Origin of the sequence: Vibrio sp. 2304 (assembly GCF_033339475.1) — a bacterium.
Lineage (GTDB): Bacteria > Pseudomonadota > Gammaproteobacteria > Enterobacterales > Vibrionaceae > Vibrio > Vibrio alginolyticus.
Window position 1 is genome coordinate 302,099 of the sequence record NZ_JAWOUQ010000003.1, and the last position, 14,124, is coordinate 316,222.

General features: G+C 44.2%; 13 protein-coding genes. 3 read left to right on the top strand and 10 right to left on the bottom strand.

Translation table 11 applies throughout. The features are described from left to right. Window positions 1-91: 91 nt before the first annotated feature. Window positions 92-1,531, bottom strand: a complete 1,440-nt coding sequence (locus R7P64_RS08550) for a sucrose-specific PTS transporter subunit IIBC (protein ID WP_318123383.1) — start codon at window positions 1,529-1,531, stop codon at window positions 92-94. A gap of 235 nt (window positions 1,532-1,766) precedes the next feature. On the opposite strand from R7P64_RS08550, the gene R7P64_RS08555 reads away from it, so the two are divergent. After that, window positions 1,767-2,753 carry a LacI family DNA-binding transcriptional regulator gene (locus R7P64_RS08555; RefSeq protein WP_005373712.1) on the top strand — a complete coding sequence of 329 codons (987 nt, stop codon included), beginning with the start codon at window positions 1,767-1,769 and terminating at the stop codon, window positions 2,751-2,753. Between the two features lie 63 nt (window positions 2,754-2,816). Here R7P64_RS08555 and R7P64_RS08560 read toward each other — a convergent pair whose 3' ends face one another. The 6 genes from R7P64_RS08560 to R7P64_RS08585 all read right to left on the bottom strand — a co-directional run bounded on the left by R7P64_RS08560 (window position 2,817) and on the right by R7P64_RS08585 (window position 9,628). After that, entirely contained in the window at window positions 2,817-4,190 is a 1,374-nt protein-coding gene (locus R7P64_RS08560; RefSeq protein ID WP_318118935.1) for a carbohydrate porin, read from the bottom strand. 519 nt (window positions 4,191-4,709) lie between these two features. Next, entirely contained in the window at window positions 4,710-5,438 is a 729-nt protein-coding gene (locus tag R7P64_RS08565) for a hypothetical protein (protein ID WP_025767960.1), read from the bottom strand. A 313-nt stretch (window positions 5,439-5,751) separates the two neighbouring features. Beyond that, window positions 5,752-6,471, bottom strand: a complete 720-nt coding sequence (gene fabG, locus R7P64_RS08570) for a 3-oxoacyl-ACP reductase FabG (RefSeq protein WP_318118908.1) — start codon at window positions 6,469-6,471, stop codon at window positions 5,752-5,754. 300 nt (window positions 6,472-6,771) lie between these two features. After that, window positions 6,772-7,566: a metal ABC transporter permease gene (locus R7P64_RS08575; protein ID WP_318118907.1), complete on the bottom strand. Its 795-nt coding sequence runs from the start codon at window positions 7,564-7,566 to the stop codon at window positions 6,772-6,774. A gap of 3 nt (window positions 7,567-7,569) precedes the next feature. Beyond that, window positions 7,570-8,496: a metal ABC transporter solute-binding protein, Zn/Mn family gene (locus R7P64_RS08580; protein WP_318123419.1), complete on the bottom strand. Its 927-nt coding sequence runs from the start codon at window positions 8,494-8,496 to the stop codon at window positions 7,570-7,572. After that, window positions 8,486-9,628 (bottom strand): hypothetical protein, encoded by a 1,143-nt coding sequence (locus R7P64_RS08585; protein WP_318118905.1) that lies wholly within the window; start codon window positions 9,626-9,628, stop codon window positions 8,486-8,488. Before R7P64_RS08585 ends, R7P64_RS08580 begins: the two co-directional genes overlap by 11 nt. A gap of 208 nt (window positions 9,629-9,836) precedes the next feature. Here R7P64_RS08585 and R7P64_RS08590 point away from each other — a divergent pair, with 208 nt between their 5' ends. Further along, a complete protein-coding gene (locus R7P64_RS08590; RefSeq protein WP_137282793.1) occupies window positions 9,837-10,508 on the top strand; it encodes a cupin domain-containing protein in 672 nt (223 codons plus the stop codon). A 73-nt stretch (window positions 10,509-10,581) separates the two neighbouring features. On the opposite strand, the gene R7P64_RS08595 is transcribed toward R7P64_RS08590, so the two are convergent. Further along, window positions 10,582-10,821, bottom strand: a complete 240-nt coding sequence (locus R7P64_RS08595) for a YdcH family protein (protein ID WP_005373737.1) — start codon at window positions 10,819-10,821, stop codon at window positions 10,582-10,584. Between the two features lie 232 nt (window positions 10,822-11,053). On the opposite strand from R7P64_RS08595, the gene R7P64_RS08600 reads away from it, so the two are divergent. Then, window positions 11,054-12,091, top strand: coding sequence for a DUF4382 domain-containing protein (locus R7P64_RS08600; protein WP_213866906.1), 1,038 nt, complete (start codon window positions 11,054-11,056; stop codon window positions 12,089-12,091). 80 nt (window positions 12,092-12,171) lie between these two features. On the opposite strand, the gene R7P64_RS08605 is transcribed toward R7P64_RS08600, so the two are convergent. After that, window positions 12,172-13,068 carry a LysR family transcriptional regulator gene (locus tag R7P64_RS08605; protein WP_167416170.1) on the bottom strand — a complete coding sequence of 299 codons (897 nt, stop codon included), beginning with the start codon at window positions 13,066-13,068 and terminating at the stop codon, window positions 12,172-12,174. Window positions 13,069-13,148: 80 nt separating this feature from the next. Next, window positions 13,149-14,018 (bottom strand): AraC family transcriptional regulator, encoded by an 870-nt coding sequence (locus R7P64_RS08610; RefSeq protein ID WP_005387011.1) that lies wholly within the window; start codon window positions 14,016-14,018, stop codon window positions 13,149-13,151. Between the last annotated feature and the right edge of the window lie 106 nt (window positions 14,019-14,124).

Genomic DNA, 14,124 nt, shown 5'->3' on the forward strand with positions numbered 1-14,124 from the left:
AGGCTAGCCAAGCCATTAGTGCTTGGCTAGCACCCCAAACATTTAGGAAAAGAAGTGGATTTTGGGGGACTCCACCCTTAAGGAGTTCAGATTAAGCCGCTGCTTTTCTACCGACTTTAGCGCGGTCACGCATACCAAGAACAATGGTGAGAACAAATGCGGTCAAAAACGCGATCACCATACCCGCGATGTAGTATCCAATCTTCTCTGGCGTAATAGAAATGATGCCTGGAAGACCTGCTGCACCCAATGCCTGAGCTTTTACATTAAACATTGTAATGAACGCGCTCGATAACGCCGCGGCGCAAACTGCCGCAATAAATGGGTAACGTAGTTTTAAGTTAACACCAAACATAGCCGGTTCTGTAATACCCAGCAAACCCGTAACACCAGATGGAATCGCAATACCTTTCATCTTCTTATCTTTGCTCATCACGCCCACCGCCAACGCTGCCGCTCCTTGAGAAACGTTAGACATCGCCGCAATAGGAAAGATAAAAGTGCCACCCGTCGTCGCAATATCCGCAAGAAGTTGAGTTTCAATCGCAATGAAGCTGTGATGCATACCAGTAATAACAAACGGAGAATAAATAAGACCAAATACCGCACCACCAACAAAGCCAGCTGTGTTGTATAACCAGTTCAGACCATCACCTAATAGGAAACCGATATCACGTGTGAACGGACCGACGACAGTAAACGTTAGCAAACCCGCTATGAAAATCGCCAGTAATGGCGTTAAAAGGTTGTCTAAAACAGAAGGTATGACTTTACGTAAGCCTAGCTCAACCTTCGCAAGAATGAATGCCGATACCAAAACCGGTAACACCGAACCCTGGTAACCCACTTTTTGGATTTCAAAGCCAAGAATATTCCAAACCGGAATGTTGCCAGACACAGATGCGCCGCCGAACCCCCAACCATTCAACAAGTCAGGGTGAACCATCAACATACCTAACGCCGCCCCTAAATAAGGGTTACCGCCAAACTTCTTACTGGCTGAAAATGCCAGCAAAATAGGCAGGTAAACAAACGGAGCGTTCGCAAACGTGTTGATCATGTTCGCCAAGTCTGTCAGTCCTGGGTTGGCATCAATCAAAGATTTGCCATCGATAAACAAACCTTGAGCAGTCAATAGGTTATAGATACCCATCAACAAACCGCCAGCGACGATTGCGGGAATGATTGGGACGAAAATATCAGACAGCCCTTTCACCGCGCGCTGAACGATGTTTTGTTTCTCTGCGCCAGCAGACGCAACGTCGTTGGTGGACATTTCACTCATCCCCGTCAACTTCGCCATTTCTGCATAAACTTGGTTTACGATGCCTGATCCAAAAATGATTTGGTACTGACCCGCAACTTTGAACTGCCCTTTTACTCCTTCAAGGCTATCAATCGCTTGTTCATCTATTTTTTGCTCATCTGCAACGGCAAGGCGTAAGCGTGTCGCACAATGCGCAAGTGCGGTGATGTTGCTTTTACCACCTAATAGAGTTAACAACTCTTTTGCTACTGCCGGATAATTCATTTCATACCCCATTGGATTATTATCTGAGCTTGCGAAATTTTCGGGAACGTTTGCAAGACAGATTTTTGCTCAATAAAACCAAATGATCAAAGATAAAGCAGAGAGAATGTGAGAATGATCGTCAAATTCTCTCCCTAAGAGCAGTATAGGGGGTTAGAATCGCTACTTATCAAAGAGCTTTTCATCTTCTCTTTGCAAACAATCCCAAAAACGAAAAACAGAATGGATAGGAACAATGGCGAGTCTGCATGATGTCGCCCGTCTGGCTGGCGTATCAAAATCAACAGTGTCACGGGTTATAAACGATGAATATGGCGTAAAAGAAGCGACAAAACTGAAGGTCCGCCAAGCAGTAGCGGAGTGTGGCTATGTGCCGAACCAAGTCGCTAAAGATCTAAAATCTCAAAAGACCAATCTGGTTGGTGTCATTGTTCCTCGGGTTTCCTCTCATGCCACATCCCAAGGTGTCGATGGATTAACCGATGTCCTTGAAAAAGCCGGGAAGCATGTCTTACTTGCTAGCACTCACCAAGCCCACGAAAAAGAACTGGAATACATTCAGATCTTTAACCAAAAACGGGTTGAAGGGATCATTCTTTACGCCACCCACCTCGATTCCAAGCTGGTAAAAGCAATTCAAAACTCAGCCGTTCCAGTTGTGCTCGTCGGTCAAGATGGTTCCATGTTTAACATTCCAAGCATCATTCATGATGACGCACGAGTAGGGTTTGAAGCGGGAAATAGACTGGTTGCAAAAGGTTGCCAAACTATGGGTTTTATTGGTGTGCAAGGTGACGATATCGCGGTAGATAAGCAACGCTCTGAAGGATTTGTTCAAGCGCTGCAACACCATGGTTTTGAGATCGCCTTCCATGCTCGTGGTGACTTTACCATCGATTCTGGCTATTCATTGGCAAAACAACACTTAACAAAGAACCCTAAGCTAGATGGCTTGTTCTGTGCGACAGACCGTATTGCTATCGGTGCGATGAGAGCGATTCAAGAGCTCGGGTTAACACCGGGTAAAGACGTTTTAGTGCTAGGAGTTGGTGATGATGAGCTCGCATCAGTGTGCACCCCAACCTTATCAACATTTAACTATGCATTTGATAAAGCAGGTGAAAATGGTGCGAAGCTGCTACTAGATAGAATTGCCAACAGAAGTTTTGAAATGAGTAAGATGGTACTAACCTTCAAAACAATTGAGCGTCAGTCCTGTTAATGAAAAAGCGCCAACAGAAATCAGTTGGCGCTTTTCTTATTACTCTTTGTCGGTTAGATCCCTTTAGAACCAAGTTTCCATTTGCAGTGCAAACAGAACTTCACCACCATCACCCATCGTTGCAGCACCCGCATCCTGGCTAATCGAGTAGCCATTCAAGTCTTCGCTCCAATCAACGTAGCTAACTGCAAAACGTAGCTCCGGACGGTCAAAGAAACCTGCAGCGGTAGACATCTTAAGCGTTGGTGCGATTGTCGCTTTGTAAAAACTGCCACTTGCTTTATCAATCGCATTGTCTAGGTCCATGTATTGGTATGAGCCTTCATAAACCATCTCAAAGTTCTGCGTAAACTCTTGCGCTAAGCGGATGTTGAACGATGCCCACGTAAATTCATCATTTTCAGCAAAGCGATCTTGGCTGTGTTCTGCTAGCAACGCAGGTGCTACACGCCAGTTGTCGCCGATGCGTGTTACACCATAGCTGAACAAGCGTACGGCTTTTGCGTCTTCTAACAAATCTCCGTTTGAACCGATGCCTTTAAGTTCCGCACCCAGTCCATCACCCATCAAAATACCGGTTTTAGAGAAGCCTTCACTCATGCCAAAGAAGTTATCGCCATGGTAAGCAAACATCGCATGTAAACCTTTGTCCGCTGCGCCTTCTACGCGATCATTGTTATCAGCAGACGTCATGCCGCTCAGCATCAATTGCCAATTACCGAAGCGGTTGTTCATTGTCGCGATATAGTTTTCAACATCTGTTGACGAGCTATCAATCTCACCAAAATCACGACCATAGATCGAGAAGTTTGCTTTCCACGAATCGCTCATTTGGATGTCATACACACCAGCACCAGTGCCAGATAAGAAAACAATATCCGAGTCAAAGAAGTGAATGTCAAAGTTATCACGGTCAAATCGTTTACCAGCCCAAAACGTCGCGTCAGCAAAAGCTCTTGATTCAGAGAACATGCTCAACTTGTTTAGCTCAGCATATACCTGACGAACGTTTAATTGACTCTCGCTCGCCGTCCATTCGTTATTGGTTTCCGTACTATCTGCCAACATGATTCGGAACAAAGCGCTAGAGCCATCATCTGCAAAGCGTTTGTGAATAAGGTTTGCTTCCACATAATGATCATCCTCTACCCCTAATCGCCCAACTGGAGCGCCAATAGCACCAGCTGCCGTCATGTAAGGACCAGTACCCACTGCACCATTCAGATCGTCATTAATCAGTAGCCCGGAACGAGCGTAGCCATGAAACTCAAAGCTTGAGGCTTTCTCATTTGCTTCTGTGGATGCTTTTTCTGTCTGCTCAAGTCTCTGTTCTAATTCATTAATTCGCTTTTCAAGAGCGTCAACATCTGTTGCTGCGAATACAGGTGCAGTAACCAGTCCAAGCGCTACTGCCATCGTCAAAGTGTGTAGTTTCATTTCCATAGTCTCACGTAAATTTATACTTAGGCATATTGCAAACGTTCCCAAGAAAAATCGCAAACTTATGGTGACTTTAAATGTCCATCTAAAGTCTGAATTTCAGAGCGCTCGTACTCAGAGCGTCTCTACTACTTATATCAATGAGGGCGATAATATATAAACTTTTCGGGAACGTTACCGTTAAGAGGCCATTTTGTTACTTCTATCACGTTCAATTGTGTTACTTACAGAAAAATCATTAACCAGCGCACATTTGAATAGTAATGAGAAAGAGGCATTGAAAGCCTTATTAACAGGTGGCATTGTGGCAAAGACGTTGGCTCAACGACTTTTATAGATTGTCTTGTGGTTAGAGCGCACAAAAACTTCATAGAATCAGTGAGAGAATTTGGCTCCATGCATTTTAATATCTACAAAACTCATTTTTTGAACATAAATGAGTTTTGTAAAATCTAATAATCTTGCTCATGGTCACTTCGGCTTCGAAAAGCCACTCATTACCAAAAAGTAATCAAGCTAATGCATCTCAACGTTATTCTCTTCGACTAGTAAGTATTTAATTTGATGCTGAAAATCTGCCTCAATTATATCTTCTCGACCTTTGGACATAACGGTGTCGTAAACCATGTTTACATATTCATACGACAGATATTTATCAAAAACATGAACTATATCGTCGTTAATTAAAATTTCACCGTAACAAGCTAAGTCTTCATCAAACGTATTTTGGTAACAAGATATTTTAGAACTATCCCATCCAGAGTAAAATTCGACACTCTTGACATCGTCATACATCGCAATTACTAACTTTTCGATTCCAAGCTGTCCTTCAGCCTCAAACCTCGACTCAAAGTTAACATAACCGATAGCAATACCTTCATTAGAAGCTGAGTAATCTTTATTAACTCCGTAGTGGACTTGATTTTCTCTAAGTTTAGCATTGCCAATAGCTTTCCAAGTTAGGCGGTTCCCGTCAATATTTTCACCAAATGTAAGCTCTTCTTTGACCTCAATAATTTGGTTCGCCAGTTGGTAAGTTAAAGGCAGGTCAAGATCCGGAACGTTAGTGGCAAGACTTAGACCTTTCCTGCTATGTTTTTCGTAAATTACCTGATGCTTTCTTGGCTCGGAGTGAGAGCTTACAACTATCCATCCGCTTTCTTCAGTAGATGGGTTAGTTGATTCGGAGTTACAACCCAAAATAAGAAGAGTTGACGCGCTAAACAGTACAGTTTTTAAGTACATAGTGAGTATTCAAAGTTAATTATTTCTTGGCATTATCATTTAAATTAATACCATGGGCAACAAAATCATACTTTAATACCTCAACAGCTATTCTATTTCGAAGTTAATATTTTTGATTAGCTACATATCTAGGTTAATAACAGAGAACGATGTAAAAGTGAATTATGTGTACTCACTCTATACTTAATCATACAAGTCCGGCAGTGCGAAACGAATAAAGTGAAAGTGTCAAAAGCCCGAATAACATTCCTCAAACAAAAACGCCCTTCATATAAGTAAAGGGCGTTTGGTATTTGACGTTTTGATTAGCGAGCTATAACACCAGCCCACCGTCAATCTTGAGCACTTGGCCTGTGATGTAGGCGCTCTTGTCTGAGGTTAGGAAAGAGACGCCACTGGCAATATCTTGAACTGAGCCCATGCGCCCTAATGGGGTTTTGCCTTCCATCATTTGAATGACTTTCTCTGGCAGGTTCTTGGTCATGTCGGTGGCGATAAAGCCTGGCGCGACACAGTTGACGCGTATCTGTGCACCCTTTCTTGAAAGTTCTTTCGCCCAGCCTTTGCTCATTGAGATGACGCCGCCTTTACTTGCGCCGTAGTTGCTCTGGCCGATATTACCATCCGTTCCCACTATAGAAGAAATGCTAACAATACTGCCTGTGCCCTGCTCTAGCATGACAGGAGCAACACGTTGGGTGAGTAAGAACACAGCTTTTAGGTTCACGTCGATCACGCTGTCCCAGTCTTGCTCTAACATATCTGGCAACAATGCATCTCGAGTGATGCCCGCGTTGTTAACCAGAGCATCGATTCTTCCGTGCTGCTCTACAACACTTTCTACTACTTCACTGACGGCTTCGGCATCACACAAGTTGACTTGATAACTGCTTAGCTGCGCCGACTGACTCCATTCCACGGGCGCTATATCTAGCCCGACAACATGGAATCCATCCTCCAGTAATTGTTCACAAATCGCTTGGCCAATACCACGAGCCGCACCAGTGATTACTGCTACTTTTTCCGGTTTCATCTTGGTCTTCCTTAAATGTTGAGATTACAAATTCGCTTGTATCCCTAGCGTTTTTTGTTTTTATGCCTAGTCGCGTTACAACTGCGCTTCTCATACGCAGGGTCTTTTATATCTTACAAAAACTATAGAAACAGTCTGGGAGTCGGATGTGAACTAATCAAGGCAACTTGATGACTATGGCAAGATCAACGTAAGAAAGTGTGTTGGAAGGCGCAAAGTTACACGATTGGAGGGCTTGGATAGAAAAGTATTGGTCTGATTACTCAAATACTACTTCATCAGACCAATATTACTTGTCTCTTAATCTCTTACAAAAGCTGATTTTGTTATTTTCACCAGAAAAGGCTGAAGCAAGAGATTAAACAACATGCCAGCAATAAACAGGGTGATCACAATACTCGCACCACTCGGTAAGTCATAGCGAGCCGATGCGGCAATACCCGATAAGATCCCAACAATACCAATGCTGATACTGGCGACAAAGAATCGAGTTCCCTTCAATGCTGCCGCACATAAAGCTGGAATCACCAACAAAGCAAATTCTAAATAAATGCCGGTTAACTTGACCGTAATGGGCATCAGAATAGCAAAGATCAGATAAAAACCACTACCGCGCATAAACGCAGGTTTTAACCAAACTAATAGCAACATCGCAGCGGTAATAAGTGCCAAAGGCCAAACGTCTGCCCAAGTCGCCCATAACAGTTGCCCATTAAGAATGCCCTGAATAAAGTCTCCGCCATGTGGGTCTTTGCTCACCAGCAGGATCGCCAGCGATGCAGACACGACAAACAAGCTGCCAATCATGGGCTCTAAATGTTGCTGGTATCGTTTCTCCATTAAGGCAATCAAACCGCAAAGCATCAAAGACATCACCCAAGGGCCAATCATTTCGCCAAAAAATGAGCCTGAGAACAGCGAGTATTGGCTCAACCAGTAGTGGCTTAGTGCTGCCCCCAATGCCGCGACTTGCGCCACCGCCAAATCTATAAAGATGATCTGACGATTAAGAACTTGTTGCCCCAGAACGATGTTGCCAACTAACGCAATTAAACCACACAAAACCGCAGGTAAAAGCCATGTATAATCCGCCATGACTTAGATCTTCTCAGGAACGGGCGGCACTAACACATCCAGTAAATCATCAATGACCTGATCGTACATCTCATCCAAGCTTTCACCCTCAGAAACGGTCAATGGCAGTTGAATCACAGGTTTGTCAGTATGATCTTGCAACCAGTTCGCTGGACGCTGATCCTGATGAGAGGAGTAAACAACCGCATCAAAACTGTCAGCATCTAACTTGGTAAGCGATTGCAGGTGAGATGTGGTCGGTGAAATGCCCGGTTTAGGTTCGAGATCGGCAATCTGCTTCATTCCGAGCCAATCGTACAAATAACGATACGTCGCGTGATAACCGACAACTTGCTTACCTTTTAAAGCAGCCCCTTTCTCATTCCATTCTTTAAGCTTTTTACGCCAATGAGCACGAAACTTCATACCATTCACTTGGTAACTTTGTGCGTTGTCGGGATCAATCGCTTTTAGGCGCTCCGTGACTTTACGAGATAATGGAATCATGTCATTTGCCGCAAATTGAACATGTGGGTTACCGTGAGCGTGTATATCTCCCATGCTACGGTCAACGTGAGCATGAGTATCTAACATGCGCACGAAGTCCGTCGCGTAGATCATGCTCTGCGCACCATTTTGCACCGCCGCATTGCTGCTACGAACTTGCAGCATAGGTAACCACCCCACCTCTAGCTCTGCGCCCGAACACATTGCCATGTCCGCTTGGCGCATCTTCGCAATCAAAGAAGGACGAGCTTGTACGTAATGTGGGTCTTGCTTAGCCGTTGTCGCTGAATAAATACTGGCATCTGGCGCGTGGCTTTCAAGAAAGGCTTTCCATTCTGGCTCACAAACGAAAATGTTTAGAGCCGAAGCAGGCGAAGCAATGATGGCAGCTCCTGCCGCCATCATCACCAAACTACATTTATTTAATGTCAGCTTAGAACGCATGAGCACCGTGCGCTCCAAATGTCATCACGTATTGCAGAGTGAACACGTTGTCTGTCTCACTGTCTTGGTTATCAATCCGAGTGTATTGCGCACGGATAGTACCGAAGTGAGAAGAATCCCATGCGATCATCGCATCCATTTCTTTATCATTCAGCTCAGTAAAATGCATGTGGTCGCCATGTGCATGACCATCGTAGCTTTCTGCTTCGCCGTAACGTAGACCTGCTGACCAGCTTGGGTTGAAGCGATAAACACCCGAAACATAGTAAGCGCTTAAGTTGTCTGGTGACTCTGCATCGTTTTTATATTTGCTATCTACCACACCGTCTAACAGCATGTATTCAGCCGATAGCGTGAAGTTGCTGTATTTGTAATTACCGTCTGGTGCCCATTTCCAAACAAAATCAGCACCGTAAAGGTTCGCACCTGTCACTGCTGCGCCATGATGGTGCTCGTGCTCATGCGCTTCTTCATGACCGTGGTCGTGATCTTCGAATTCTTTAACCTTGCCGTTTTCGTTACGCAGGTAACTTAAACCAAACTGCCAACTTGAAGATTCGGAGAAGTCACTACCAAGCTTCAGCGTCGTGGTGTACACGCCAACTTCAGAACCATCTTCGACAGAAGACATTTTGCTACCACTGAGCGCTTCTACACCAAGTTTTACATAAAGGTCGGTTGGCAACACGATGTTTGCACGTACACCATCATCGTAGTAGTGCGAGCCAAGGAAAGTACGATAAGCAATTGGACGCTCAACAAAGCTATCGGTGTGCATGTGTTGGTTGTTCAGGTAACCAAAGTCAGATAGGAATCGGCCAGCGCGCACGTTTACACCATATGGCAATGCCAAAGTTTCGATGAATGCCTCTTCAAGCTCTAATTCTGTATCATCACCATGACTTTCAAGAACCGCGGTCAATGCGCCGTAAAACTTGTCGTCGATATTTGATGAGAAGTTTAATTCCGTATGGCCTAGACCAAAGCCTTCTTCGCGCTCAGAATTATGACGTTGGCCATCTTGGTAGTAGCCATCAACAACAACACCAATCTGTGGGTTCGATAGTGTGTCGGCAAAAACAGGGGATGCAAAAATGCTACCGATCACGAGAGACACCAATTTCTTATTCACTACTTTTTCCCTTTTGTTATGTTATAACATTTAATTTTGCGATGTTATAATATAACAATTCTCATTACACAAGCAGAAATTTAAATTAGGCTCCGATTTCATGTTCGTACTCAATCCATGAATTGGGCTATCAACAAATGAATCAATTGATGTTTTTTATACGTATACTAATGAGAATTAGTAATTAAATAAGTAACGGAATTTCAATATGTTGAATATGGATTTTTCAAAAAGAATCGTGATAGATACTGCTCAACAGGAATGGATCGCCAGCCCTTCCAAAGGTGTGTGGCGCAAACCTTTGGAACGAGAAGCCAAAGAATCAGGGCATACCACCAGCGTCGTTAAGTACGAGCCAAATTCGCAGTTTTCGACTCATCCTCACCCTCAAGGAGAAGAAATATTGGTGCTCGAGGGGGTATTCTCTGACGAATACGGTGACTACCCTGCCGGCACTTACCTTCGTAACCCTCCAGGAAGTCAACACGCACCATTTAGCAAAGAAGGCTGTGTGATTTTAGTTAAACTAAATCAGTTCGAATCTGAGGATCTTGAAACAGTTCGCATTAATACAAACCAAGCGAGCTGGCAGAGTGGTGTCGGTGGGTTGCAAGTCATGCCTCTGCATGATTTTGAGCATGAACATGTCGCATTGGTTAAATGGCCGAAAGGCGAGAAGTTTCAACCACACCGTCACTTTGGTGGTGAAGAAATTTTTGTGTTATCGGGGGAATTTAAAGACGAGCTAGGAACCTATCCTCCCTACTCTTGGATCCGAAGCCCACATATGAGCGAGCATTTTCCTTTTGTAGAGCAAGAAACGATCATTTGGGTAAAAACTGGTCACCTGCCGCTCCAAGCTCCTGCTCAGCACTCCTAATGTTTGCACACTTGGCATCGTCCATTGGAACTAAAATCGGCCCGCTATTTACGAGCCGATGATCATTTCGTCACTAAGAACCCATTATTCGCGAGTGGAGCCAGTCTTTGAGCTCAGCCCGGTTATGTTTTAATACGTTCATTTCGTGATCATCAATCGGGCTTCCTTGAAGTTCTAGTACGCGGATTTCCTTATCTAAAGCATTGTAGTTTTTAACGGTTTCAGCAAATGATGCATCGTTTTCGGTAAGCTGAGTAATGGTATCCAAATGTTCTGGGAATTCATGAGTTAATGAGTGATTTTCACCTAACATAGAGACCTCTTGGCTAGAGTTGTTGATGTATTTATCCGCTCATTTTTTGAGCGACACATTTCTAACCATAGCACTTCAAATAGCACAATATCGTCGATTTGAGCACACTTTTACTGAACTTCTTAGTCATGGTTTATCACTCTTTTAACCGCGCGACTCCGCTCGTTATTATTCTGTGTTTTATCAATAATCGACTACATTTAATACACTTCTAATAAAAAGGTACATCTAAATGAACAGCATGAAAATTGGCTTGATCAGTGCGTCAATAACAGTTGCGTTGATTGGCTGTAATTCAGACAGTGACTCTGTCAGCACAATGACTCCGGTTACTTTGTCTGTATCAGATGCCCCTATTGATGACGTATCAGAAGTGGTTATCGCATACAACAAAGTGGCATTCCTCCCTTTGGATGGTGGTACACCACTAGTTTTCGATGTGTATAAAACAGACGAAGAAGGCAATTTGGTCGACGAAGATGGTAACCCCCTTCCCGAAGGTGAAGATCCACTCCCACTAAGTGTTAACTTACTCAATTTCCAAGGCAGTAACGCTCAAGAGTTAGTGGACGACGAGCTGATACCCACTGGCAATTACAAACTCTGCGTGTTTGCGAATGATGGCGATCATCCGGATTATCCATCCTATGTTGTTGATGAAGCGACCGGCAATCAAATACCACTGACCGTAAAAGGTAATGGGGCTTGTCCGCAGGGGGTCGGAAAAGATCCGAATTCTGGGGTACTGTTCTTTAATGATACCTTCGCAGTCAACCCTGACAACAACGAATTTGTGGTGGAGTTTGACCTGCGTCGTGGCTTAAAAGACGGAACTGGGCAAAACGAGGGCTACAGTATTCAGCGCACCTCAGTCACTTTAATTAACACGGTTACAACGGGTGAAATTCAGGGAGATATCGCAACATTAACCTACCAAAACTGCGAAACGGATACCCCAAGCGCAAATGGGTATGCACACGCGGTCTACCTATATGAAGGAAATATCGCCGAAGAGAACATGGGGCCATTTGCAGGCGCAGAAGGCCAAATAATGCCAATCGCAGCGGCGAACGTAGTGGAAGACATTGATGAAGCAAATTACGAATATGAATTTGGCTTTGTAGAGCCCGGTACGTACTCCGTCGGCTATACCTGTACCGCAAATGACGATTCTGTAGATGGTATTGTTGCAGGTGAAACCTTTAGCATTTATCAATCTACCAGCGGAATTAGCGTCTTTGTTGGTACCGATACAAACGCAGACTTTTAATCTCTCTAACACTGCAGACCCTGCATGGGTCTGCTTTTTTTGCTATTCCAACTGAGCACGGATCATGGTCTTTGTGACTTTTAAACCTCTTCCCAATAAGGTGGCGTGCCATAGTATTCAGCAAAGTAATCAATAAAGGCACGCACCTTAGGCGCAATTAAACGAGAGCTTGGGTACACAGCCCAAATCCCAGCATCCATCGCTAAAGGGTGATCTTCGAGTACTTCCACTAGCTGACCACTTTGTAATTCTTGATAAACACTCCAAACCGAGTTGATAGAAATACCTAACCCGTTTACCGTCGCGTCTCTCATCGCATCACCATTATCGGTTTTAAAACGACCAGAAGTTCTTACATTGAACATTCCATCTTTTGTATTGAATGACCAATTATTCATTCCAACTAAGTTAATACATTCATGATTCGTCAAGTCTTGGGGCTTGTTAGGTCTCCCAAATTGTTCAATATAATCTGGTGATGCAACGATAATACGACGATCTGGCGCAAGCTTTCTTGCGACCAATGAAGAATCTTTCAACTCAGCGACACGAATGGCGACATCGAAACCTCCCTCAACCAGATCAATAATGGAATCAGAAAATCGGCAGTCCACGGTTAACCCTGGGTAACGCGCCATAAAACCTTTTAATGCGGGCACAATATGCAAGCGACCAAAAGTTGCAGAAGCGGTCATACGTAATACTCCCGTTGGCGCACTCTGCCCTGAGCCAACAGCTCCCCTTGCTGCCTCCACTGTTGCAAGGACCTCCTCCGCGTGAGGTAAAAAAGCCTGCCCTTCTTCAGTTAAGGAAACTTTGCGTGTGGTGCGATGAACTAAACGAACTCCTAAGCTGTCCTCAAGTTTGTTGATGTGCGCACTAGCGACAGCAGGAGAAAGTCCAAGCTCCTGACCAGCCATGCTGATGTTGTGTGTCGAAGCCAAACGGACAAATAGCTTTACATGATCGATGTTCATTTAATTTTCAATTATTTGTAAAAAATTACCATATAGAGCTTAGCATTTTCTTCCTTACGGATAGTAAATAAAGACTCCAATTAGAAAAAGCTGATGGGCAGATAGAAGTCCAGCTCAAACGCCTCATCATGGCTAAGGAAATGGTTTTTATGATAGTGAACATAAGCGGGTGTAGAACGCTGCTTAAAGCCTGAATTCGGCAACCACTTCTCTAACACCATACTCAATTGAGGAAGAAGCTCTCCATATACCCCTGTTAAGCGAAAAACAGCATGCAAACCACCCGGAATCGTCATTTGATTCACGACACCGCGTACTTTAAGCGGCTTATCAATCGCCATACAAGCCACATAGCGACACTTATCGAGCTCGACCCAAGCGGGGTTGGAGTGATGCAAACCGTATTGAACCGAAAAGTCCCGATTCTCAGAGCTTGCCCACGCCTTCAAAATCAGCCACGCATTGCGAATGGAACGGCTATAACCCTCATGCCGCACATAAGCCGCAAAGCGTTGTGGGACCTCCATAATTTTAGGTTCTGGCAACTCGCGTTTAGCAACCCGATGATAACCCGCAGCCACTTCCGGATCTTTTAGATACGGCTTTTCTGCAACTTGTAAATCATGCTTTCGCCACGCGCCAGGAGACATAGCGAACGTTGCTTTAAACGCTCGGCTAAAAGAAGATACCGAGCTAAAGCCGCACTTGTTAGCAATGTCTAACACCGACGAGCTGGTATCAAACATCAGTTGATTGGCGGCGTATTCCATTCTTGTACGACGGATATATTGATGGACAGACTCCCCTACCACATCTTTAAAAATACGATGGAAGTGCTGTTCAGAATAGGCTGCTACATCTGCTAGCTCTTTAGCCGATAAATCTCTGCTAATGTCCTGGTGAATGTAAAACAGCACGTCATTGATCCTAGAAACTTGTTGGTGGCTCACGGAGTAAATTTTCGCTTAAATAGCATAAATGGACATGTTTAACAGCATAAATGAACACACCAAGCTTGGCAATTTACCTATACTATTTCTGACATAAAAAAAGACA

Bases quoted from the DNA above. Each gene is read 5' to 3' on its own strand.
- R7P64_RS08605 (WP_167416170.1), bottom strand. From the start codon at position 13,068: ATGAACATCGATCATGTAAAGCTATTTGTCCGTTTGGCTTCGACACAC.
- R7P64_RS08555 (WP_005373712.1), top strand. From the start codon at position 1,767: ATGGCGAGTCTGCATGATGTCGCCCGTCTGGCTGGCGTATCAAAATCA.
- R7P64_RS08590 (WP_137282793.1), top strand. From the start codon at position 9,837: ATGTTGAATATGGATTTTTCAAAAAGAATCGTGATAGATACTGCTCAA.
- R7P64_RS08565 (WP_025767960.1), bottom strand. From the start codon at position 5,438: ATGTACTTAAAAACTGTACTGTTTAGCGCGTCAACTCTTCTTATTTTG.
- R7P64_RS08580 (WP_318123419.1), bottom strand. From the start codon at position 8,496: ATGCGTTCTAAGCTGACATTAAATAAATGTAGTTTGGTGATGATGGCG.
- R7P64_RS08595 (WP_005373737.1), bottom strand. From the start codon at position 10,821: ATGTTAGGTGAAAATCACTCATTAACTCATGAATTCCCAGAACATTTG.
- fabG (WP_318118908.1), bottom strand. From the start codon at position 6,471: ATGAAACCGGAAAAAGTAGCAGTAATCACTGGTGCGGCTCGTGGTATT.
- R7P64_RS08550 (WP_318123383.1), bottom strand. From the start codon at position 1,531: ATGAATTATCCGGCAGTAGCAAAAGAGTTGTTAACTCTATTAGGTGGT.
- R7P64_RS08560 (WP_318118935.1), bottom strand. From the start codon at position 4,190: ATGAAACTACACACTTTGACGATGGCAGTAGCGCTTGGACTGGTTACT.
- R7P64_RS08600 (WP_213866906.1), top strand. From the start codon at position 11,054: ATGAACAGCATGAAAATTGGCTTGATCAGTGCGTCAATAACAGTTGCG.
- R7P64_RS08575 (WP_318118907.1), bottom strand. From the start codon at position 7,566: ATGGCGGATTATACATGGCTTTTACCTGCGGTTTTGTGTGGTTTAATT.